Genomic DNA, 20,574 nt, shown 5'->3' on the forward strand with positions numbered 1-20,574 from the left:
GAGCCTAGGGGACGACGGCGCGGACGTCCCAGCCGGAGCCGCGCCGGTGCAGGCGGGGCTCCAGGTCGGCCATGCCGGGCCGGCCGCGCTCGCGCCATTCGCGCGCCCACCGGTCGAGCCGTTCGGCGGCGGCCGGGGCGCCCGCGACGAACAGGTCGTCGGCGGGGCCGACCAGGGCCACGCCGTCGGGCTGGGAGTAGCCGGCGCCCCAGCCCTGGGCGCCGAGGGCGGCCGTGGTGAGCCCGTCGGGGCGGGCGGCCATGAGGTAGGCGTGCAGGTCGGCGCCGCGCTCGCCGGGGACGGGCCAGGCGGTGTGCCACCCGTCGGTGATCATGAGTTCGAGCAGCCGCATGCCGACGGCCGGCTCGTGGGCGCGCAGCCATTCGGCGGCCACCCACCACATGCGGCCGGCGGCGTCGCGGGTCAGCGCGTCGACGCCGTAGGACGGCACCGGCCAGTGGTCGTGCGGCTCGGGCCTGGCCTCGGAGAAGCCGCCCGGCATCAGCAGGTCGGCGGCGAGCCGGTCGGGAGTGGGGCCGCGGCGCAGGCGGACCACGGCCATGGCGCGGGCCAGCGGCGCGAGGTGGACGGGGCTGACGAGCACCGCTCCCGGCACGGCCTGCCGCACCCAGACGTCGGGCACCCGTACGGGCGCGACCCACGCGATCACCCGGTCGTAGCGGGAGTCGGGGACCCAGCGCGTGCCGTCGCCCGTGACCAGCCGCACGTTGCGGCAGCCGTCGCTGTCGAGGAGCTTGGCGGCCCGCGCGGTCAGCCGGGCGTCGATGTCGATGGAGGTGATGTGCCCGCCGGGCCGCACCAGCCGCGACAGCACGGCGGCGGTGAACCCGGACCCGGTGCCGATCTCCAGCACCCGGTGCCCGGGCTCGACCTCCAGCCGTTCCAGCATCCTGGTGACGACGGCGGGGCCGGCGGTCTGCGGCAGCCGCGCGCCGTCGTCGAGAGCGAGGTAGGCGGGCTCGTCGACGCAGGCGAGAGCGCGCCGTACCGCCTCCCGCGCCTGCGTCATACGAGAGATACCTCCTAGGGGACCTTGATCTCCTTCTTCTTCGTGGCCCCGATGACCTCGATCCCCTCGGTGCCGAGGATGCCGTCGAGCGGCAGCGACACCGTGTAGGGAGCCGTGGCGGGAAGGCCGACGCCCGGCAGCGAGCCGACGACCTCGATCCCCCAGAATTCCGGCTGACGGATGTAGACCAGCGGGGAGAGCCTGACTGTCATGTTGAGATACGGCTTGGTGCCGCTGACGATCAGGATGAACGAGTTGGGCACGATGCCCGGGACGACTCTCGCCTCCTCGAAGTCGATCAGCCGAACGGAAGACGGAGCGGGCAGCTCCTCAAAGTTCTCAGCCATGGTTGATTCCCCCTTCGCGCGATGTGTGAAACCCCGGCGCGGGCGGTGACCCGGCCCCGCTCCCAAAGTCGCACGCGCCACCACGGCCGAACAGGTCCACTCAGCGCTTTCGCGGCCCGGTTACACCTTCTTGAGCACGACCAGCTCGCTGCGGTGGTCGGCGCCGATGGGCGCCCACGCGGCGGGCCTGATGCCGGCGCCCATGAGGGTGGCGCCGTACCACCGGGAGCCGTCGGACTCCAGCTCGTACACGGCGTCCGGGTCGAGCCCGGCCAGCCGGAGCGTGCGCGGGCCGCGCTTGGCGTTGCCGAGCGGGTTGTAGACGAGCACGGCCACCTGGTCGCCGAGCACGTACTGGACGGCGGAGCGCTCCTGCCCGGGGGTGCCGGCCAGCCGGTACTGGGCGCCCTGCTGGATGGTCCTGCGGACCCGCTTGTACTGGGCGATCAGCTCGGCGGCCGTCTCCAGCTCGCCCGCCGTCCACTCCGACAGGTTCCCGCCGACGCCGAGCACGCCCGCCATCGCCACGTGGAAGCGGTAACGCAGCGGCATCGCGCGCCGGGTGGTCGGGTTGGGCGAGTCGGTGACCCAGGCGGACATGGCGCTGGCCGGGTAGAGCTGGGAGAAGCCGTGCTGGACGGTCTGCCGGTCGCGGGCGTCGGTGTTGTCGGACGGCCAGACCTCGTCGGTGTAGCGCATGATGCCGAGGTCGACCCGGCCGCCGCCGCCCGCGCACGACTCGATGCGCAGCCCAGGATGCCGCCCGCGCAGCTCCCGCATGACCTGGTAGACGCCGCGCGTGTGCTCGATCCAGACATGGTCCTGGCCGGCGCCCCGCTCGGGCCAGCCGGCCTGGGTGAACGGCCGGTTCATGTCCCACTTGAGGTAGTCGAGGCCGAGCTCGGTGACGAGCGTGTCGAGCCAGCCGAGCGCCCACGCGCGGACGTCGTCGCGGGCGAAGTTGAGCACGAGCTGGCCGCGTTTCTCGTCTCGGCGCCGGTGCTCCAGGTGCAGCGCCCAGTCGGGGTGCGCCCGGTACAGCTCGCTCTCCTTGCTCAGCCCCTCGGGCTCCACCCACAGCCCGACCCGCAGGCCCAGGTCGCGGATGCCGTCGAGCATGCCGCGCAGCCCGTCGGGGAAGCGCTCGCGGTGGGGGAACCAGTCGCCCAGCGAGGTGGTGTCGTCGTCGCGGCGGCCGAACCAGCCGTCGTCGATCACGAACAGCTCGACGCCGATCGAGGCGGCGGTCTTGGCCAGCTCCAGCTGGTGCGCCTCGGTGACGGCGAACGTCGTGGCCTCCCACGAGTTGTAGAGCACCGGCCGCTCCTCGGCGGGGGTCGGCAGCACGTGCCCGCGGGCGTACGCGTGCCAGGCCCGGCTCGCCCCGCCGAACCCGCCCGGCGAGTAGAGGCCCAGCACGGACGGCGTGACCAGTTCCTCCCCGGGCGCGAGCGTCCAGCGCAATCCGTCGTGGCCGAAGCCGCCGGAGACGCAGACGCCGCCCTCCGGCCGGTGCGTGGTCGTCAGGCGCCAGCTCCCGCTCCAGGCCAGGGCGACGCCCCAGACCTCGCCGTGCTCCTCGGTGGCCGCGCCGTCGTCGATCATCACCCACGGGTTCGCGACGTGGCTGGTGATGCCCTGGCGGCTGGTGAAGACCAGCTCGCCGACCGGCAGCGGGCCGCGCTGGAGCTGCGACTCCTCGGCCCACGCGCCGAACACGCCGCTGTAGCGGTAGCCGGGCGCGTCGGGGACGAACCAGTTGCCGGAGTCGAGGCGCGTGACGACGGCCTGCGTCCCGGCCCTGACCGTGGTCCAGCGCTCGATGACGTCGGTGTCGTCGCGTACCCGCAGGGACAGCACGACCTCGAACGGGAAGTGCGCGTCGGCGAGCAGCACGTCGAGCCGCTCGGCGCCGCCGCCCTCGTCGTGCCGGCGCGCTCCGGCGAAGCGCAGCTCCAGGGAGCGCGTGTCGCCGAACGCGACCTGCAGCGAGGGCACGCCCCAGCGCTTGCCGCCGTCCACCGGCAGCAGCTCCTCGACCTCGCCGGGCGTGGAGAAGCTGGAGACGTGCCGTCTGGGCAGGCCGGTGACCTGCCGCGCGGCCTCGTCCGGGAGCCGGGGGCCCCAGTACGTCTGCCGCGGCGCGGCCTCCCCGGTGTCCGGGTCGATCTCCACGCCTATGACGTACGTGGAGGCGGGCGTGGTGAGCGCCCAATGGTGGTCGTCGAGCGGGATTACAGGCATCGGCGTCCCCCGAGCTGCTGGATCGATCAGGCGGCTGGAGACTAACCCGCTTTAATGCACGTGGTCAATGAACCCTTTCTCCGTCGTGCAGAAAGCTGTGATCCATACCACGGCTTTACTTGACAACGCGAACAAATAACCCCAACCATGGCCCTCGTGTTCTCACACACCGCCACGGACCCTGTGCGCCTCACCGACGCCATGCGCTCCGTGTTCGTCGAGCTGCTCGTGCACGGCCCCCTGTCGAGGGCGGAGGTGGCACGGCGGCTGGCCCTGTCGCCGTCCGCGCTGACCAAGCTGACCAGGCCGCTCATCGAGGCCGGCTACCTGCTGGAGGCCAGCGGCGAGGAGGGCCCGGCCACCGTCGGGCGCCCCTCGCAGCCGCTCCAGGTGGACGCCTCCCGCATGTCGTTCGCCGGCATCAAGCTCACCGCGGACGAGCTGTTCGCCGTCCGCACCGACCTGGCCGCCACCGTGCAGGCGGAGACGTCCAGGCCGCTGGCCGGCCACGACATCGACCACGTGCTCGGCCGGATCACCGAGGCCGTCGAGGAGCTGACCGTGCCGGGCCGCCCCCTGTCGGGGGTCGGCATCAGCCTGGCCGGCACCGCGACGCCCACCGACCCCGTCGTGCACACCTCGCCGTTCCTCGGCTGGAGCCAGCTACCGCTGGCCGAGCTGGTCGAACGGGCCGTCGGCGTGCCCACCGTGCTCGACAACGACGTGCGGGCGCTGACGGCCGTGCAGCAGTGGTTCGGCGAAGGCGTGGGACACTCGTCGTTCGCGCTGGTCACCGTGGGGGCCGGCCTCGGCTGCGGGCTCGTCGTCGGCGACCGGCTGGTCACCGGGCAGTCCGGCGCCACCGGGCTCATCGGGCACCTGCAGATCGACGACCGCGGCCCCCTGTGCGAGCGCGGCCACCGCGGCTGCGCCCGCGCGTACGCCTCCTCCCCCTCCATCCGCCGCTCGATCGCCACCACGATCGACCGGCCCGACCTCACCTTCGACGACTGCCTCGCGCTGGCGGCCGACGGCCACCCCGTCGCCCGCCGCGTCCTCGACGAGGCCGGCGCCGCCCTCGGCCAGGTCGTCGCCACCGTCGCCAACCTCACCGGGCCCGAGCTCGTCGTCCTGTCCGGCGAGTCGGTCCACATGTACGACGTGTGCGCGCAGGCGTTCCACACCGCGCTCGCCGCCCACACCCACTGGACGGCCCGTCCCGTACGGGTCGCCGTCAAGCCCTTCGCCTTCAACGAGTGGGCCAGGGGAGCGGCCGTCACCGCTCTCCAGCATCTGCTGCTGCACCGCTGAACCACCCGCCGGCGGGCACTAGGAGGTCAGTTGACCAGTGATACCGTCCGCGCCGCCCCCCGCACTCCGCCCGGGACAGTGCCAGAACCCACCCCTCCGCCCCCTCTGCGACGCCGTCTCGGTGACCTGCCGGTCGCCGTCCTGTTCGTGCTCCCCGCCGCGATCGGCTTCGCGCTCTTCTACCTGTGGCCCGCCGTCCGCGGCGCCTACCTCAGCCTGACCAGGTACAACGTCCTCACGCCGCCGCGCTTCATCGGGCTGGAGAACTACGAGAAGCTGTTCGGCGACCGGCTGTTCTGGAACGCGCTGAAGGTCACCGCCGAGTACGTCGTGCTCAACATCGTCTCCCAGACGGTGATCTCGATGTTGCTGGCCGTCCTGCTCTACCGGCTGACGAAGTCGATGGTGGTGCGCGGGATCGTGCTGCTGCCCTACCTCGTCGCCAACGTGGTCGTGGCCCTCGTCTGGTTCTGGATGCTGGACTTCCAGCTCGGCGTGGTCAACAACGTCATCGAGTGGCTGGGCTTCGACCGGGTCGCGTTCTTCGGCTCCGACCTCGCCATCCCCACCATCGCCGGGATCAACACCTGGCGGCACATGGGCTACACCGCGCTGCTCATCTTCGCCGGCCTGCAGATGATCCCGCCCAGCGTGTACGAGGCCGCCGCCATCGACGGCGCCTCCGAGTGGCGCACGTTCTGGCGGGTCACGTTGCCGCTGCTGCGGCCCGTCATGGCGCTGGTCATGGTGCTCAGCGTGATCGGATCGTTCCAGGTCTTCGACACGATCGCGGTCACCACGTCGGGCGGGCCGATCAACGCCACCAGGGTCATCTACTTCTACATCTACGACCTGGCGTTCAACCGGTTCAACTTCGGCTACGCCGCCGCGCTGTCGTCCGTGCTGTTCGTGCTGCTCGCCGGCATCGCGTACGTGCAGCTGCGCCTCTCCCGCGCCGGCGAGTCCGATCTGAGGGGGTCGTGATGGCCAGGGTCAGGTGGGGCCGGGTGGCCGGCTGGGCGGTGCTCGTGCTGGTCATGCTGGTGACGCTGTTCCCGTTCTACTGGATGTTGCGCACGTCCTTCTCCAACACCCGCGCGCTCGCCGCCGGGGCCGCGGACCTGCTGCCCGTGGACTTCACGCTCGGCGCCTACCGCCGGGTGCTCGGCCTGTCGAGCACCGCCGAGGCGGTCGCGGAGGGCGGGTCGAGCGGCACCGTCAACTTCTGGCTCTACCTGCGCAACTCGATCGTCGTCGCCACGATCACCACGGCCGGGCAGGTCTTCTTCGGCGCGCTGGCCGCCTACGCCTTCGCCCGGCTGCGCTGGCCCGGCAGGAACGCCGTCTTCACGCTCTTCGTCACCGCCCTCATGGTGCCGCCGATCTTCACCACGCTGCCCAACTTCGTGCTGATCAAGGAGCTGGGGCTGCTCAACACGTTCCTCGGGATCGTGCTGCCGCACCTGCTCATGACGCCGTTCGCGGTGTTCTTCCTGCGGCAGTTCTTCCTCGGCATCAACGCCGGCGTGGAGGAGGCGGCCCGCATCGACGGGGCCGGGCACGTGCGCACGTTCTTCCGCATCGTGCTGCCCATGAGCCGGGGGCCGATCGCCACGCTGGCCATCCTCACGTACATCACGAGCTGGAACGACTACTTCTGGCCGCTGCTGGTGGGCAAGGCGGAGAACGTCCGGGTGCTGACGGTCGCGCTGGGCATCTTCCGCTCCCAGACGCCGCAGGGCAGCCCCGACTGGGCCGGCCTCATGGCCGCCACCCTCTTCGCCGCGCTGCCGATCATGGCGCTGTTCGCCGTGCTGGGCCGCCGCGTCATCGACTCCATCGGCTACACCGGCGTCAAATAACCCCCCATTCGAGAGGTCCTGTTGTGATGAAGCGTTGTCTTGCCGTCGCGGGCGCGGCGGTGCTGCTGCTGTCCGGATGCGGCGCCCAGGAGGAGCCCGAGCAGGCCGCCGCCGGCCCCGTCACGATCGACTACTGGCTCTGGGACACCGCCCAGCAGCCCCAGTACCAGGCGTGCGCCGACGCCTTCCACAAGGCGAATCCCCAATACACCGTCAAGATCACCCAGTACGGCTGGGACGACTACTGGAACACGCTGACCACCGCCTTCGTCTCCGGCACCGCCCCCGACGTGTTCGTCGGCCACCTGTCCCGCTACCCCGAGCTGGCCGCCCAGGGCCAGATCCTCCCCCTGGACGAATACGTCACCAAGGACAAGGTGGACCTGTCGATCTACCAGGACGGCCTGGCCGACCTGTGGGTCGCCAAGGACGGCAAACGGTACGGGCTGCCCAAGGACTTCGACACCGTGGCCGTCATCTACAACACCGACCTGCTCAAGAAGGCCGGCATCAAGCCGGAGGAGATGGCCGAGCTGAGCTGGAACCCGCAGGACGGCGGCACGTACGAGAAGGTCATCGCCCGCCTCACCGTCGACAAGAACGGCAAGCGCGGCGACGAGCCCGGCTTCGACAAGAAGAACGTCGCCACCTACGGCCTCGGCCTGAACGGCAGCGGCGCCGGCTTCGGCCAGACCGAGTGGAGCATGTACGCGATGAGCAACGGGTGGCAGTACGGCGACAAGAACCCGTGGCCCACGACGTTCAACTACGCCGACCCCAAGTTCAAGGAGACCATCAAGTGGTTCACCTCGCTCATCGACAAGGGGTACATGCCGACCATGGACATCGTCAGCTCCGGAGTCGGGCAGATCGACGCGTACGGGGCGGGCAAGTACGCGATGGTCACCGAGGGAAGCTGGAACACCAAGACGTACTGGAACCTGAAGGGCGTCAAGTCCGCCCTCGCCCCCACCCCGATCGGGCCGACCGGTAAGCGGGCCAGCCTCTTCAACGGCCTGGCCGACAACATCTCCGCCACCAGCGACAACCCGGACGCGGCGTGGGCGTGGGTGAAGTTCCTCGGCTCACCCGCCTGCCAGGAGGACATCGTCGCCAAGGAGGCCATCGTGTTCCCCGCGATCAAGACGGCGACGGTGAAGGCCGAGCAGGCGTTCAAGGACGCGGGCATCGACGTCAAGCCGTTCACCATGCACGTCGAGCAGGGCACGACGCACCTGGCCCCGATCGCCGAGCACTGGGCGGACATCACGGCGACGATGACGGAGACGATGGACGCCATCTTCTCCTTCAAAGCCGACGTGAACTCGCTCGACCAGGCGAACGCCACCGTCAACGGGCTCTTCGGGTAAATCCTTATTCCTTACGGCACAGCCCACGTCACCCCACCCCCGCACGTGGCGGGCCTCCATCCAGGGCAACGCTCCTCCGGCTCCCCGGCTGACCGCCGTGACGTGCGCGAAGTGGGCCATCCGCGTGGTTCACGGTGAACCGGTCACGGAAACCGGAAGGCCGGGTGCCGCCCCGTCGGTGGGGCGGCGCCCGGCCTTCTCGCGCTTGCGCGTCAGCGGCTCAGGAGGTGTGCAGGTACACCTGGCCGAACACCTCCGACAGGTTCTTCAGGTCCGTGGCCAGGTCCACCTCGGGGTGGGCCGGGTCGTACACGGTGGCCAGGCGCGGCTTGATCGTGCCGAGCTTCTTGAGCTGCTCCCACGTGGTGTTGGCGGCCCACTTCTCGCCGTACACGCGGCTGACCTGCCCCTGGTCGTTCTGCCAGCGCGTCCACAGGGTGACGGTCTCGGCGGCGTCCTGGCGCAGCGGCGCGGCGATGCGCTCGGCGATGGCCTTGGTGACCTGCTCCTCGGTCAGCGCGGAGGAGCCGGCAGCGGCGAAGGAGGCGTCCTCGGCGGCGATCTGCGCGTAGGCGTCCCAGGCGCGGGCCTGGACCTGCGCCCACTGGTTGCGCTGGGCCGTGGCGGCGTCGATCTTCCAGGTGGCGTACTCGGTGGCGAGGTGGCCGCTGTCGAGGGCGAGCTGGTCGATGTAGCCCTTGCTCAGCCAGGCGCCGATGCGCTCGGGGTCGAGCAGCGGGTACTTCTTGGTCAGCTCGGCCGTGCAGCTCGTGTCCGCGCCGCAGCCGAGCACCGGCACCACCGTGTGCGCGGCCAGCTTCTTGCCCGGCAGCAGCGTGCGCAGCGTGGTCGCGGCCTCGGAGACGAACGTGTCGAGCTCGTCAGCCGTGGCGAACGTCTGGTTGTAGCCGAGCTGCGAGGTGAACCGGACGCCCACGACGCCGGGCTGCGTGGCGACCAGCGCGGCGACCTTCTTGGCGGCCTCGGCGAGCTTGCCGGCCTTGTAGTCGTCGGCCAGCTCGGTGTCGATCCAGACCCGCATGGTGGTCTGCGTCTGGGCCATGGTCTGCGTGGCCTGGCCGGCCGGGGTGGCCTGGGCGGCGGTCTTCTCGGCGGCGGTGATCGTGTTCGGGTCGACGTAGCACTGCTCGCCGTTCTGGCACTCGGGCGTGCCGCCGTCCTCGGCGCCCGGCACGTCGGGGGAGTCGACGTCGTGGAGCTGGCCGTCACCCTCGGCGTCGGTCGGGCAGGAGTTGCCCTCCTCGCCGCAGTCGATCATGATCGGCGGGATCGGCGCGGCGTTCTCCATGTTCTCGCCGTCGTTGCCCAGCCAGAACAGCGCCGTGTCCAGCGCCTCCTCCGGCGTGTTCAGCCAGGTGCACACGACATAGGACGGGGTGCCGGGCGGCAGCTCGTCGTTGCAGTTCCTGTCGCCGTCCTCCGCATGCGCGGGGACACCGATGCCCAGCAGCGAGAGAGTGAGACCGATGATGAAGACCTGCCGTAGCCGCCGTCTCATGGCACCTAACTTCCAGGGGGTGATCGTGGGCATATGAACAATATCCGGACGATCAAGCACGATCAATGAGATCTACGGCGTTCTTCACGCCATGCTCAACACGTAGTAGCCGTCCCAGTCGTACGGCGTTCTCCCGATATTCACTTATGTCGATCAGGCGAGCCGCCAACTTGTCCCTGGTGAGCCGGGTCACCGGCAGCGGCCGCGACCCCACTCCGAGCGCCGCCACCCGCCTGCCCCAGAACGGCTGATCAGAAAAGAACGGACACACCACATTCGGCACCCCCGCCGCCAGCGCCGTCCCCGTCGTCCCCGCCCCGCCGTGGTGCACGACCGCCGCCATCCTGGGGAACAACCACTCGTGCGGCACCTCCCCGACCACCCGCAGATCGTCGCCCTCCTCCACCGGCAACCCCTGCACGACCCCCCGCACGCGCGCCCGCCGCAACGCCGCGGTCACCTCGGCCGCCAACCGCTCCGGCTCATCCGGCACCATGCTCCCGAACCCCACGAAAACCGGCGCCGGCCCGCTTTCCAGAAAATCCTCAATTTCGCCGTACGCCCTTTCCGCCGCACCCGGCAGCCGCCAATAGCCGGTCATATGCACCTGCTCCGGCCAATCCGCAGGCCGAGGAACGACCAGCGGGCTCACCCCGCACAACACCGGCACCCGCGCCCGCCGATCCGCCACGAACGGGCTCCCCCGCAACGGCCCCAGCCCCAGAACGCCCGACCGCAGCCGGTTCACCATGCGCCCGAGCACCAGCCAGCCGAGCCGCTCCACCACCGCGTAACTGGCCCGGTTCCCGAGCGGCCCCAGGGTCGTCAACGGCACCAGCGGGTTGGGGAACGCGCGGGTCGGCTCGCCGGGCTGGAACTGCAGGATTCGGTACGGGATGCCGTACCGGTCGTGCAGGTGCCTGCCGAAGGCGCCCAGGGCCGGCGCGAGCACCAGCTCCGCACCCGCACAGGCGGCGTCCACCTCCTGGACGAGCCTGGCGGCCATCGGCTCGACCACGGTCCTGAACCCGCGCACGAACCCCAGCGCCCCGCTCCGCAACCACCTCTGCCCCTCCTCACTCTCCACCACCGCCACCGGATCCACGCTGAGCCCCACGAACGCCACCCCGCTCCTTCGGCCGGCACCTCCCACCAGGCGCGGGTGCGCGTGCCGGTCGGCGCGTCCGGCGGGCCAGGCGTGCCGGTCGGCGCGCTCGGCCAGCCAGGCGTAGCGGGCGGCCGCGACCAGCGTGACCGCGTGCCCGCGCGCGGCCAGTTCCGCCGCGAGCGCCGCGCACGGCTGCGTGTCCCCTCGCGACCCGAACGCCAGCACCGCCACCCTCACGCCGGCGCCCCCGTCCTCATGGCAGCACCCTCATGGCAGCGTGACCAGGCTGATCAGCGCCCCGGCCAGCACCAGCCCCGCCGCTGCCAGGAGCCCGGCCGCGTAGCCGGTGGCGAAGTCTCCGGAGGCGTGCACGACCACGCCGACGGCAGCGATCCCAAAGAGTCCCGAAATTTCACGACTCACGGAGAAGATCCCGCCCGCGACCCCGGCCCTCGGCTCCGGCACCGCACCCAGCACCGCCGACCCGAGCGGCATCGTCAGCGCCGACCCCACCCCGATCGCGCACACGGCAGGCAACAACCGCCCCCACCCGTCCCCGGCCTCCAGCGTCGCGGCGAGCGCCATCCCCCCGGCCACCAGCACGAGCCCGGCCGCCACCGTCCGCCCGGCGCCCAGCCACCGCTCCACCAGCGGCACGACCGGCGTGACGACCACCACCAGCAACGCCAGCGGCACGAACGCCACCCCGGAGTCGGTCGGCGTGAACCCGAGCACCCCTTGCAGGAAGATCGCCGTGTAGAAGAACACCCCGTTGACCCCGAGCCCCCAGAGCACCTGAGCCGCCACCCCGCCCGCGAAGCTGCGCACCCTGAACAACCCCAGCTCCACCATCGGCTCCCGAGCCCGCCGCTCGGCCACCACGAACGCCGCCCCGCCACCCGCACACACGATGAGCGCCACCACGGCCGGCACCGACGCCCACCCGTGGGCGCCACCATGGATGAGCGCGTAGGTCCCGGCGCCCAGAAACACCACCGACGCCACCGCCCCGCCCCCATCCAGCTCCCGCCCGCCGCCCGCGCCACCCTCGCCGGTCGGTACGGCCACGGCGGCCAGCACGATGATCACCGCGCCCAGCGGCACGTTGGCCAGGAACACCCAGCTCCAGTGCGCATGCTGGCTGACGTAACCGCCCGCCACCGGCCCGAGCGCCAGCGCCGCCGCCCCCGACGCCATCCACACGGCCACCCCCATCGACCGCTGCCGCTCCTCCCGCCCGGCCAGCACGGCGAGCGTCGCGGGCAGGATCAACGCCGCCCCCGCCCCCTGCGCCAGCCGCGCCGCCACCAGCACCTCGACGGACCCCGCCAGCCCCGCGCCGAGCGAGGCCACCGTGAACACCGCCAGCCCCGCCACCAGCACCCGCCGGTGCCCGTGCACGTCGGCCAGCCGGCCGCCGGCGAGCATGAGGCCCGCGAACGTCAGGATGTACCCGGTCGCCACCCACTCCAGGGCGGCCAGGCTCGCGCCGAGGTCACGCTGGATGCTGGGGACGGCGACGGTGACGACCGTGTTGTCCAGCGTGGTCAGGAAACCGGCCAGCCCCGTGACGAGGAACAACGGCCACACCCGGGTGGCCCGCCGCCCCGCCCGGCCGACGGCCAGGCTGCTCATTCGTCCACTCCACCCACGTCCACCCGCCGCCGGGCAACGGCCGCACCTCCCGCGCGCGCCGCTCCACGACCCGCACCCAGCCGGCCCGCCGCCCTTCCCCGCCACCCTCCGGTTCGGTACGCCGCGCGGGATCGTACGGGTGCGCCCGCAGCGCGGGTCGCGCGACCTCAGGGGGCGGGACGGCGATCGGCACGGGATCGGTGTCCGCCCCGAAGACGGCCGGCCGCCCCTTGACGGTCACGACGAACGGCACCTCCTCAGGCAAGGCACCCGAGGACACGGCGCTCCCGGACACGGCGCTCCCGGGCGCGGTGCTTGCAGGCGCGGTGCTTGCAGGCGCGGTGCTTGCGGGCGGCGGCGCGATGGCACGTGGCGCTCCCGTGTCGGGCGGCGTCACAGCGACGAGAGCAGGGGCGGGGGCGGGGGCGGGGGCGTGGAGGTCGATGCGTTGGTGGAAGCGCCGCCAGGACCGGGGCAGCCACCAGTTGGCCCCGCCCATCAACCGCATCGAAGCAGGCACCAGCAAGGCCCGCACCAGCGTCGCATCGACCACGATCGCCACGAACATCCCCACCCCGAGCAGCTTCACGATGGCGATCCCGGCGGTGGAGAAGGCGCCGATGACGACGAGCAGGAGCAGGGCGGCGCTGGTGATGACGCCGCCCGTCTGTTGCAGCCCGGCGGCGACGGCGGCGGTGTTGTCGCCGGTGCGCAGCCACTCGGCCCGCACCCGCGACAGCAGGAACAGCTCGTAGTCCATGGACAGCCCGAACACGACGGCCAGGATGAGCACGGTGACGGTGGCCTCGATGGCGCCGGTGGAGGTGAAGCGCAGGGCGGTGGCGAGGTGACCGTCCTGGAAGGCCCAGACGATGACGCCGAACGAGGCTCCGATGGACAGCACGTTCATCAGCAGGGCTTTGAGGGGCAGCACGAGTGACCCGAACGCGGCGAACAGCAGGACCGCCGTGACCGAGCACACGACCAGCGCCATCCACGGCAGGGTGGCGGCGAGGCTGTCCTGGAGGTCGAGTTGGGCGGCGGTGGGGCCGCCGACGACGACGCGCCGCACGTTCGGCTCGGGTGGGAGGGCGCGGATGGCGCGGACGAGGGCGCGGGCGGCGTCGGACATGGGGTCGGAGGCGTAGCGGACGGCGAGCCGGACGGCCCCGTTCGTCTGGGACAGCCCGGCCACCTCGACATCGGTGACACCGGGCAGCCGCTCCAGCCGGCGGACGAGCGGCCGGACGTCCAGGGGGCTGATCGGGGTGACGGCGCTGATCGGGGTGTGTCCCTGGCCGAGCGGCCCGGGGAGCGGCGGCGGTTCGGTGAAGGTGCGTTCGACCAGGACGTGGACGTCGATCGCGGCCATGGCGTTGCGGGTGAAGTCCCGGTCGAGGGTTTCGGCGACGCGGCGGCTCTCGGAGGCCGCGGGCAGCACGCGGTGGTCCACGTTCCCGAACTTGACGTGCAGGAACGGCACGGCCAGCGCCACCAGCGCGACGGTCACCGCGACCAGGTAGAGGAGGGGCCGGCGCATGACGCTGGAGGCGACGGCGTGCCACAGCCCGCCGGCGCGGCGCGGCCCGAAGTCGGGGGTGAGGCGCAGCGCGTTGACGCGCGGCCCGAGCACGCCGAGCACGGCCGGCAGCACGATGAGCGCGGCCGCGACGGCGACGAGCACCACGGCGGCGGCGCCGAGCCCGATCGAGCGCAGGAACATCTGCGGGAACAGCAGCAACCCCAGCAGCGCCGTCGCGACGGTCAGCCCGGAGAAGGCGACGGTGCGGCCGGCGGTGGCCATGGTCCGCACGACGGCCTGCTCGTTGGTGGCCCCGCGGGCGATCTCCTCCCTGAACGCCTTGAGCACGAACAGCGAGTAGTCGATGGCCAGGCCGAGCCCGAGCATGGTGACGACGTTCAGGGAGAAGACGGACACTTCGGTGACCGAGGTGAGCAGCCGCAGCAGCACGAGCGCGCCGAGCACGGCGAGCAGCCCCACGACGAGCGGCAGCCCGGCCGCCACGAGGCTGCCGAACACCACGACGAGCAGCACCAGCAGCACCGGCATGGAGATGGCCTCGGCGCGGGCGAGGTCGGCGGCGGTCTGGTCGTTGAGCTCGGTCAGCAGCGGCACGGAGCCGCCGACGGACACGTAGAGGTTCTCGACGTTCCTGAGCCGGTCGGCGATGGCGGCGTAGGCGCGCTGCTCGTCGCCTTTGAGGGTGACGACGGCGTACGTGGCGTGGCCGTCCCGGGAGACCATGTTCTTGGAACCGGTCGTCCAGTACGTGGCCATCGCGCGCACGTACCTGGCCGGGAGGGCGCGCAGCGAGTCGTGCACGGCGGCCTTGTAGCGGGCGTCGCGCACCTTGACGGTGGGGTGCCGGTAGAGGACGACGACGTCGGGGGCGTGGCCGCCGTACCAGTCGTCGGTCCAGCGGGCGGCGGTGGTGGAGTCGGCGCGCGGGTCCTCGAAGCCGCCGTCGGCCATCCGGCCGAACAGCTCCATGCCGAGCGGCGCGACGAGGACGGCCGCCGCGAGGGTCAGTGCCAGCAGCGTCCAGCGGCTCCGGTAGACCAGGCGGCCCGCCAACTCAAACAAACAGGCCCTCCAGGTACGCCCGCAGGCACGCCTGGCGGGCGATCTTGCCGCTGGACGTTCTCGGCAGGGTGCCGGCGGTGGTCAGCACGAAGTCGTGCACGGACAGGTCGTGATATTTCCGGACGGCCGCCCGTACGGACCGCGCGACCTCCCCCGCATCGGCCCCTTCCCCGCCCCGCGACCGCTCGGCCACGACGACCACCCGTTCCCCCGCCTCTCCGGGCACAGGCCCCAGCACCCCTCCCGCGTCTGGCGTCACGGCGTCGCCGGGCACGGCGAAGGCGGCGACGCGGTCGCGGCGGATCGCCGGGTGGGACTCCTGGGCGGTGGCCTCGATGTCCTGCGGGTAGTGGTTGCGGCCGTCCACGATGATCAGGTCCTTGATGCGCCCGGTGACGTAGAGCCGCCCGTCGTGCAGCACGCCCAGGTCGCCGGTGCGCAGCCACGTCCCCTCGGCCCCCTCCAGCACGGCTCCGAACACCTCGGTGCTGCGTGCCGGGTCGCGCCAGTAGGCGCGGGCCACGTTCGGCCCCTGGACCCAGATCTCGCCCACCTCGCCGTCGGGCAGGGCTCGCGAGGAGGGGCCGACGACGCGGACCCGCTGGCCGTAGGGCCGCCCGCAGGACACCAGGCGCGTGCCCGTCGCGGCAGGCACCGCGCGCCCGTCGCGGAGCGCGTCGCGGTCGAAGGTGGTGACGACCGGCCGCTCGTCCCGGCCCGTCGCGGTGACGAAGACGGTGGCCTCGGCCAGCCCGTACGCGGGCGTGTGCGCCTCGGGCCGCAGCCCGCACCCGGCGAAGGCGGCGTCGAACGCCTCGATCGCGCCGGGCCGCACCGGCTCGGCGCCGTTCAGCATGACGCGGACGCCGGACAGGTCCAGCCCGGCCTTCTCCTCGGGGGTGACGCGGGCGGCGGTGTACTCGTAGGCGAAGTTGGGCCCGGCGGTGAACACGTCCGCGAACTCCGACAGCAGCCGCAGCCAGCGCACCGGCCGCATCACGAACGCCACCGGGTCCATGAACGCCGCCTGGTTCCCGCCCATCATCGGCATGGCCACGGTGGCGACGAGGCCCATGTCGTGGAAGAGCGGCAGCCACAGGGCCGCGACCGACGTCCTGGGGGTGGCTCTGAACAGCTCCCAGAGCTGGGTGGCGTTGGCGGTGAGGTTGCCGTGGGTGATCTCGACACCGGCGGGGGTGCGGGTGGAGCCGGAGGTGTACTGCAGGTAGGCGAGGTCGCCGGGGTGGAAGGGCGCCGGCTCCCACTCGTCGGCGAGCAGGTCGGAGACGGTGTCCACGGTGAGCACGTGCTTGGGGGCCTGGGCGGTGGCGAGGAAGTCGGTGACGCCGGGCAGGGCTGCGGTCGTGGTCAGCACGATCACGGGGTCGGCGTCGGCGTACGCCCCGGCCAGCCGCTCGCCGTGGCCGGGCAGCCCGGGTGCGAACAGCGGCACCGCGACGAGCCGGGCGTACAGGGTGCCCAGCATCGCCACCACGTAGTCGAGCCCCTGCGGCACGAGCAGCGCCACCCGGTCACCGGGCCCGGCCAGCTCGCGCAGCCGTACGGCCAGCGCTCTGGCCTTGAGGTCGGCGCGCCCCCAGGTGAGCGTGTGCCGGGTGCCGCCGCCGAGATGGTCGACGAACGTGTACGCGGGCTCCCGCGGGAGCTCCCGGGCCCACCGGGCCACCTGTGCGAGCAACATGTCGCGCATGCCTGGTCCCCTCACCGTGAGCAGGACCTAGCAAATTACGGGAGGAAGCGGGCGTGATTCTTGCCCGGGACCGGCACAATCCGCGGCCGGTCTTGTTGCCCGGGTGACAAGAAATAACCAGACGACACAGCACATTCCGTGCGGCAGAATGGCATGGTTTGGGCAGCTTGGGGGGTTCGAGGTCATGCACGGCTATCTGGGCGATCTCGGCCTGCTGAGAGACCGCCGCTTCGCGCTCCTGCTGTCCGCGCGCACGATCTCCGTGCTCGGCAGCGCGTTCGCTCCCGTCGCGCTGGCGTTCGGCGTGCTCAACCTGCCCGGCGCCGACGCCTCCACCCTGTCGGCGGTGCTCACCGCCGAGTCGCTGCCCATGATCCTGTTCATGCTGGTCGGCGGCGTGATCGCGGACCGGCTGCCGCGCCACCGGGTGATGATGGCCGGCGAGTTCGTGATGGCGTCCGGGTTCTTCGCCCTGGGCGCCATGCTGCTCATCGGCTGGACCCCGCTGCCCGCGCTGATCGCGGCGGCGGCGCTGTCCGGGGTGGCGACGGCGGTCACGTTCCCCGCGCTGACCGGGATCATCCCCGAGGTCGTCCCCCTCGACCGGCTGCAGACCGGCAACGCGCTGCTCGGCCTGGGCGCGAACGCCTCCCGCGTCGCGGGCGCGGTGCTCGGCGGCGGCATGGTCGTCCTGTTCGGCGGAGGCTGGGCGCTGGTGATGAGCGGCGCGTTGTTCGCCGTGGCGGGCGTGCTGGTCGCGCTGCTGCGGCTGGAGCCGGGCGACCGCCGGCGGGGCGAGGCCCGCTCCGTGCTGGCCGACCTGCGCGACGGATGGCGCGAGTTCAGCTCCCGGCAGTGGATCTGGGTGGTCGTCGCCCAGTTCTCGCTGCTGGTCATGGCCATCCAGGCCGCGCACGGCGTGCTCGGACCGCTGCTGGCCAAGGAGAGCCTGGGCGGGCCGCTGGCCTGGTCCGGGTTCCTAGCCGGCGAGGCCGTGGGGACGATCGCCGGCGTGCTCATCTCGCTGCGGCTGCGGCCGAGCCGGCCGATCCTGCTGGGGGTGCTGCTGTGCCTGCCGACGGCGCTGCCGTACGTGCTGCTCGGGCTGGACGCGCCGCTGTGGGTGATCGTGGCCGGCGCGTTCGTGTTCGGGGTCTGCTTCGACGTGTTCGGCGTGCTGTGGCAGACCACGATGCAGCGCGAGATCCCGGCGGAGTCGCTGTCGCGGGTCAGCTCGTACGACATCCTCGGCTCGATGATGTTCGGCCCGATCGGGCTGCTGCTGGCCGGGCCGGCGGCGGGCTGGTTCGGCACCGAGGAGTCGCTGCTCGGCTGCGCGGTCGTCATCGTGATCTCCACGCTGGCCGCGCTGCTGTCACCCGGCGTGCGCGACCTGCGCGCACCCCAGTCGCGAGCGGCCGCTCACGCGGACCTGAAGTAGGCGTTGGCCCTGGGCTGGAACATCAGCGCCACGCCGCCCAGCACGGCCAGCACGTGCAGGGTCCGGCTGGCGGCGAACGCCCAGGTCATCGCGTCCGCCCCGGCCATGGCGCCGGTGATCGAGCCGCCCGCGAGCAGGTACTGGATCGGCTCCATGACCAGCGAGAGCGTGCCGAACACGCCGAGCGTCCCGGCCAGCGTCCAGCGGGCCCAGTTGGCCCCGCCCTTCAGCTTCAGCGCCAGGAACACCGCCCCGGCGAACACGGCCAGCCGGAACCCGGCCTGCGGCAGCAGGTCGAGCACCGGCGTGCCCTCGTAAAGCAGCTTGCCGATCATCAGCACGGCCTCGAACGCGCCGAACGCGACGGCCGCCAGCCACAACATGGCGGCGGTGTGCACGACGGGCGGGACGGCGGGGGTCTGGGGCTTGGCGACGGTGGTGGTGCTCATGGCGGGCCTCCTGAGAAGTGGTGATGCCTCAGTCTCCGCCGCGCGGCCCGCCCGGATCATGCCCGCCGTCCCCCGAGTCGGGGTAAGGCGCGCCCTACCCCGACCGGTCGCTTGTCCGCAGGTCAGGTAGGGGCCGCCCTACCCCACGTGGCCGCTGGTCCGCAGGCCGCGGGTGGGCAGCCGCTCGTGCGGGCCGAAGCGCGGGTCCGGCGCGTGCGCGCCGTCGAGCACGCCCGCCACGTACGCGGCCAGCGCCGGCGCGTGCTTGAACCCGTGCCCGGAGTCCCCGCCCAGCAGCCACACGCCGGGCGACCTCTCGGCGAGCAGCCATTCGGCGTCCGGCGTGAGCGCGTACTGACAGACCTGGCTGAACAGCACCGGCGCCCCGGCCAGCGCGGGGAAGCGGTGCCCGAGGTAGCTCGCGGCCCGCTCGACGCTGTCGGCGTCGACGGCGCGGCTGTCGTGCTCGGGCTCGTACGGCCGCCCTTCCGCGTCGGAGGTGGACTTCATGCCCACCCCGTCCACGTCGCCGTGCCCGTAGGCGGAGACGTCGTAGTCCAGCCAGGCCGGCGTCTCGGGGACGGACCAGGCGGGCGGCACGGCGAAGTGCAGGGTGTCCTGCTTGGTCACGGTGATCGGCAGCCCGTCGAAGAGTTGCGGCAGCCAGGCGCCGCACGCCCACACGACCCGGTCGGCGCGGTGGACCTCGCCGTCGATCTCGACGGCGGCCTGCTCCGGTACCGGCACAGCCCGCGCCCTGACCACCCGGGCCCCGGCGTCCTCGGCGAGGCCTGCGGTGACCTGGGTGGCCCGCCTGGCCCTGATCACGCCGGCGTTCGGCTCGCGCAGCACGAAGCTGAGGTCGTCGCCGCGGAAGTCGGGGAAGAACCGGGCGCCGTCGGCCGGATCCAGCACCTCACACGGGATGTCCAGATTTTTCAGCACTTGGGCGCTAGCGTGCTCCCACCCGTCCGGCCTCCGGGCGAACCACAGCACCCCCGACTCCAGGTAGAGCCGCTCCCCCGCCCGCTCGCCGAGCCGCCGCCAGCCGTCCCTGGCCTCCCAGGCGCGGCGGGCGTACCAGTCGTCGGCCCCGTGCGCGCAGCGCAGCAGCCGCGTCTCGCCCGCGCTGGCCTGCCGGACGTGCCCCGGCTTGTGCTGCTCGATCAGCGTCACCCGCCAGCCGGTTTCGGCCAGCCGCAACGCCAGTGACGACCCCCAAATACCCGCTCCGACCACAATGACCGATTTCATACGACCACCGTGACCGCAAACCGGCCCCCGCGACAAGGGTCAGACGATGATCAGCCGGACGACGACGCCTGCGCAGTTGCCCGCCACGCAGATGCGGACCGGCACCTCGGAGATGCCGGGCGCGGCCGGGACGCCGCCCACGTGCCCGTCGGGGCCGATGCTCACGCCCTCGGGCACCTTGTCGTGGTCGGTCACGGTGAAGGTGGGCACGACGCCGGCGGGGCCGCCGTTGATGCCGATCTCGCCGTTCAGAGTCGTGCCGGCCCGGCCGGGGAAGGTCAGCTCGCGCGGCTCCCACGGCACGTTGGCCAGCACCACGAGCGTGACGTCCTGCCGGCGGCAGGACCGCCCGGAGCAGACCTGCACGGTGGCCACGAACGTGCCGGAGCGCTGCGGCGTGCCGTACAGGTGGCCGCTCGGATCGACCTTGACGCCGACCGCCAGGTAGGACGGGCGGAAGGTGACGCCCTTGACGGTGGGCAGCAGCCACTGGCTCACCTCGATGCCCACCGTGAGGTAGAACGTGTCCTCGACGAGGCTCTGGTCGGCGGGGGTCTCGCGGGCGACCCGCACCATGGGGGTGGTGGTGAGCGAGGGCATGGCAGGCGAAAGGGCGCACATCGCCATCCCGGCAAGCAGGAGAACCCACCTTTGCCGCATGATTACCCCCCGGCTCCTCTACGCCGAT

Annotated in this window: 16 protein-coding genes; 5 read left to right on the forward strand and 11 right to left on the reverse strand. The window is 72.2% G+C overall.

The genetic code is table 11. The features are described from left to right. Positions 1 to 4: 4 nt before the first annotated feature. The 3 genes from KIS93_RS28585 to KIS93_RS28595 all read right to left on the reverse strand — a co-directional run bounded on the left by KIS93_RS28585 (position 5) and on the right by KIS93_RS28595 (position 3,621). The gene (locus KIS93_RS28585; RefSeq protein WP_080044785.1) at positions 5 to 1,030 is read right to left on the reverse strand and encodes a protein-L-isoaspartate O-methyltransferase family protein; all 1,026 of its coding nucleotides are present in this window, start codon (positions 1,028 to 1,030) and stop codon (positions 5 to 7) included. Positions 1,031 to 1,044: 14 nt separating this feature from the next. Beyond that, complete coding sequence (locus KIS93_RS28590) at positions 1,045 to 1,377, reverse strand: hypothetical protein (protein WP_080044784.1); 333 nt, start codon at positions 1,375 to 1,377, stop codon at positions 1,045 to 1,047. 120 nt (positions 1,378 to 1,497) lie between these two features. Then, positions 1,498 to 3,621 (reverse strand): alpha-galactosidase, encoded by a 2,124-nt coding sequence (locus tag KIS93_RS28595; RefSeq protein ID WP_080044783.1) that lies wholly within the window; start codon positions 3,619 to 3,621, stop codon positions 1,498 to 1,500. Positions 3,622 to 3,777: 156 nt separating this feature from the next. Between KIS93_RS28595 and KIS93_RS28600 the strand changes: the two genes are divergently transcribed. From KIS93_RS28600 to KIS93_RS28615, 4 genes are all read left to right on the forward strand, one after another. Continuing rightward, positions 3,778 to 4,932, forward strand: a complete 1,155-nt coding sequence (locus KIS93_RS28600) for an ROK family transcriptional regulator (protein ID WP_186404496.1) — start codon at positions 3,778 to 3,780, stop codon at positions 4,930 to 4,932. Positions 4,933 to 5,079: 147 nt separating this feature from the next. Beyond that, the gene (locus KIS93_RS28605) at positions 5,080 to 5,916 is read left to right on the forward strand and encodes a carbohydrate ABC transporter permease (protein WP_222107649.1); all 837 of its coding nucleotides are present in this window, start codon (positions 5,080 to 5,082) and stop codon (positions 5,914 to 5,916) included. Beyond that, positions 5,916 to 6,794: a carbohydrate ABC transporter permease gene (locus tag KIS93_RS28610; RefSeq protein WP_080044780.1), complete on the forward strand. Its 879-nt coding sequence runs from the start codon at positions 5,916 to 5,918 to the stop codon at positions 6,792 to 6,794. Before KIS93_RS28605 ends, KIS93_RS28610 begins: the two co-directional genes overlap by 1 nt. A 26-nt stretch (positions 6,795 to 6,820) precedes the next feature. After that, on the forward strand, positions 6,821 to 8,164 hold the full coding sequence (locus KIS93_RS28615; RefSeq protein ID WP_080044779.1) for an ABC transporter substrate-binding protein: 1,344 nt from the start codon (positions 6,821 to 6,823) through the stop codon (positions 8,162 to 8,164). 220 nt (positions 8,165 to 8,384) lie between these two features. Here the strand turns inward: KIS93_RS28615 and KIS93_RS28620 are convergent, their stop codons facing one another. The 5 genes from KIS93_RS28620 to KIS93_RS28635 are packed head-to-tail and all read right to left on the reverse strand — an operon-like array spanning position 8,385 to position 16,742. Beyond that, positions 8,385 to 9,683, reverse strand: coding sequence for a hypothetical protein (locus tag KIS93_RS28620; protein ID WP_080044778.1), 1,299 nt, complete (start codon positions 9,681 to 9,683; stop codon positions 8,385 to 8,387). Positions 9,684 to 9,735: 52 nt separating this feature from the next. Continuing rightward, the gene (locus KIS93_RS28625) at positions 9,736 to 11,028 is read right to left on the reverse strand and encodes a glycosyltransferase (protein ID WP_080044777.1); all 1,293 of its coding nucleotides are present in this window, start codon (positions 11,026 to 11,028) and stop codon (positions 9,736 to 9,738) included. 30 nt (positions 11,029 to 11,058) lie between these two features. Then, positions 11,059 to 12,381: an MFS transporter gene (locus KIS93_RS65735; RefSeq protein WP_230466599.1), complete on the reverse strand. Its 1,323-nt coding sequence runs from the start codon at positions 12,379 to 12,381 to the stop codon at positions 11,059 to 11,061. Next, positions 12,287 to 15,031 carry an MMPL family transporter gene (locus KIS93_RS28630; RefSeq protein ID WP_155128954.1) on the reverse strand — a complete coding sequence of 915 codons (2,745 nt, stop codon included), beginning with the start codon at positions 15,029 to 15,031 and terminating at the stop codon, positions 12,287 to 12,289. The genes KIS93_RS65735 and KIS93_RS28630 overlap by 95 nt, the downstream gene beginning before the upstream one ends. Next, positions 15,024 to 16,742 (reverse strand): fatty acyl-AMP ligase, encoded by a 1,719-nt coding sequence (locus KIS93_RS28635; protein ID WP_080044775.1) that lies wholly within the window; start codon positions 16,740 to 16,742, stop codon positions 15,024 to 15,026. The genes KIS93_RS28630 and KIS93_RS28635 overlap by 8 nt, the downstream gene beginning before the upstream one ends. 184 nt (positions 16,743 to 16,926) lie before the next feature. Here KIS93_RS28635 and KIS93_RS28640 point away from each other — a divergent pair, with 184 nt between their 5' ends. Continuing rightward, on the forward strand, positions 16,927 to 18,183 hold the full coding sequence (locus KIS93_RS28640) for an MFS transporter (protein ID WP_080044774.1): 1,257 nt from the start codon (positions 16,927 to 16,929) through the stop codon (positions 18,181 to 18,183). Here KIS93_RS28640 and KIS93_RS28645 read toward each other — a convergent pair. The 3 genes from KIS93_RS28645 to KIS93_RS28655 form a co-directional block, all read right to left on the reverse strand. Further along, positions 18,165 to 18,632: a hypothetical protein gene (locus tag KIS93_RS28645; RefSeq protein WP_080044773.1), complete on the reverse strand. Its 468-nt coding sequence runs from the start codon at positions 18,630 to 18,632 to the stop codon at positions 18,165 to 18,167. The two genes, KIS93_RS28640 and KIS93_RS28645, sit on opposite strands and share 19 nt — an antisense overlap. A 138-nt stretch (positions 18,633 to 18,770) precedes the next feature. Continuing rightward, positions 18,771 to 19,886, reverse strand: a complete 1,116-nt coding sequence (locus KIS93_RS28650; protein ID WP_080044772.1) for an NAD(P)/FAD-dependent oxidoreductase — start codon at positions 19,884 to 19,886, stop codon at positions 18,771 to 18,773. A gap of 39 nt (positions 19,887 to 19,925) precedes the next feature. Then, positions 19,926 to 20,486, reverse strand: coding sequence for a hypothetical protein (locus tag KIS93_RS28655; RefSeq protein ID WP_080044771.1), 561 nt, complete (start codon positions 20,484 to 20,486; stop codon positions 19,926 to 19,928). Positions 20,487 to 20,574: the final 88 nt, after the last annotated feature.

Source organism: [Actinomadura] parvosata subsp. kistnae (genome assembly GCF_900323885.1).
Taxonomy (GTDB): Bacteria; Actinomycetota; Actinomycetes; order Streptosporangiales; family Streptosporangiaceae; genus Nonomuraea; species Nonomuraea composti.

Excerpts from the sequence above, each read along its gene's own strand:
- KIS93_RS28585 (WP_080044785.1), bottom strand. The coding sequence starts at position 1,030 with ATGACGCAGGCGCGGGAGGCGGTACGGCGCGCTCTCGCCTGCGTCGAC.
- KIS93_RS28650 (WP_080044772.1), bottom strand. The coding sequence starts at position 19,886 with ATGAAATCGGTCATTGTGGTCGGAGCGGGTATTTGGGGGTCGTCACTG.
- KIS93_RS28595 (WP_080044783.1), bottom strand. The coding sequence starts at position 3,621 with ATGCCTGTAATCCCGCTCGACGACCACCATTGGGCGCTCACCACGCCC.
- KIS93_RS28645 (WP_080044773.1), bottom strand. The coding sequence starts at position 18,632 with ATGAGCACCACCACCGTCGCCAAGCCCCAGACCCCCGCCGTCCCGCCC.
- KIS93_RS28655 (WP_080044771.1), bottom strand. The coding sequence starts at position 20,486 with ATGCCCTCGCTCACCACCACCCCCATGGTGCGGGTCGCCCGCGAGACC.
- KIS93_RS28620 (WP_080044778.1), bottom strand. The coding sequence starts at position 9,683 with ATGAGACGGCGGCTACGGCAGGTCTTCATCATCGGTCTCACTCTCTCG.
- KIS93_RS28615 (WP_080044779.1), top strand. The coding sequence starts at position 6,821 with ATGAAGCGTTGTCTTGCCGTCGCGGGCGCGGCGGTGCTGCTGCTGTCC.
- KIS93_RS28610 (WP_080044780.1), top strand. The coding sequence starts at position 5,916 with ATGGCCAGGGTCAGGTGGGGCCGGGTGGCCGGCTGGGCGGTGCTCGTG.
- KIS93_RS28635 (WP_080044775.1), bottom strand. The coding sequence starts at position 16,742 with ATGCGCGACATGTTGCTCGCACAGGTGGCCCGGTGGGCCCGGGAGCTC.
- KIS93_RS28590 (WP_080044784.1), bottom strand. The coding sequence starts at position 1,377 with ATGGCTGAGAACTTTGAGGAGCTGCCCGCTCCGTCTTCCGTTCGGCTG.
- KIS93_RS28640 (WP_080044774.1), top strand. The coding sequence starts at position 16,927 with ATGCACGGCTATCTGGGCGATCTCGGCCTGCTGAGAGACCGCCGCTTC.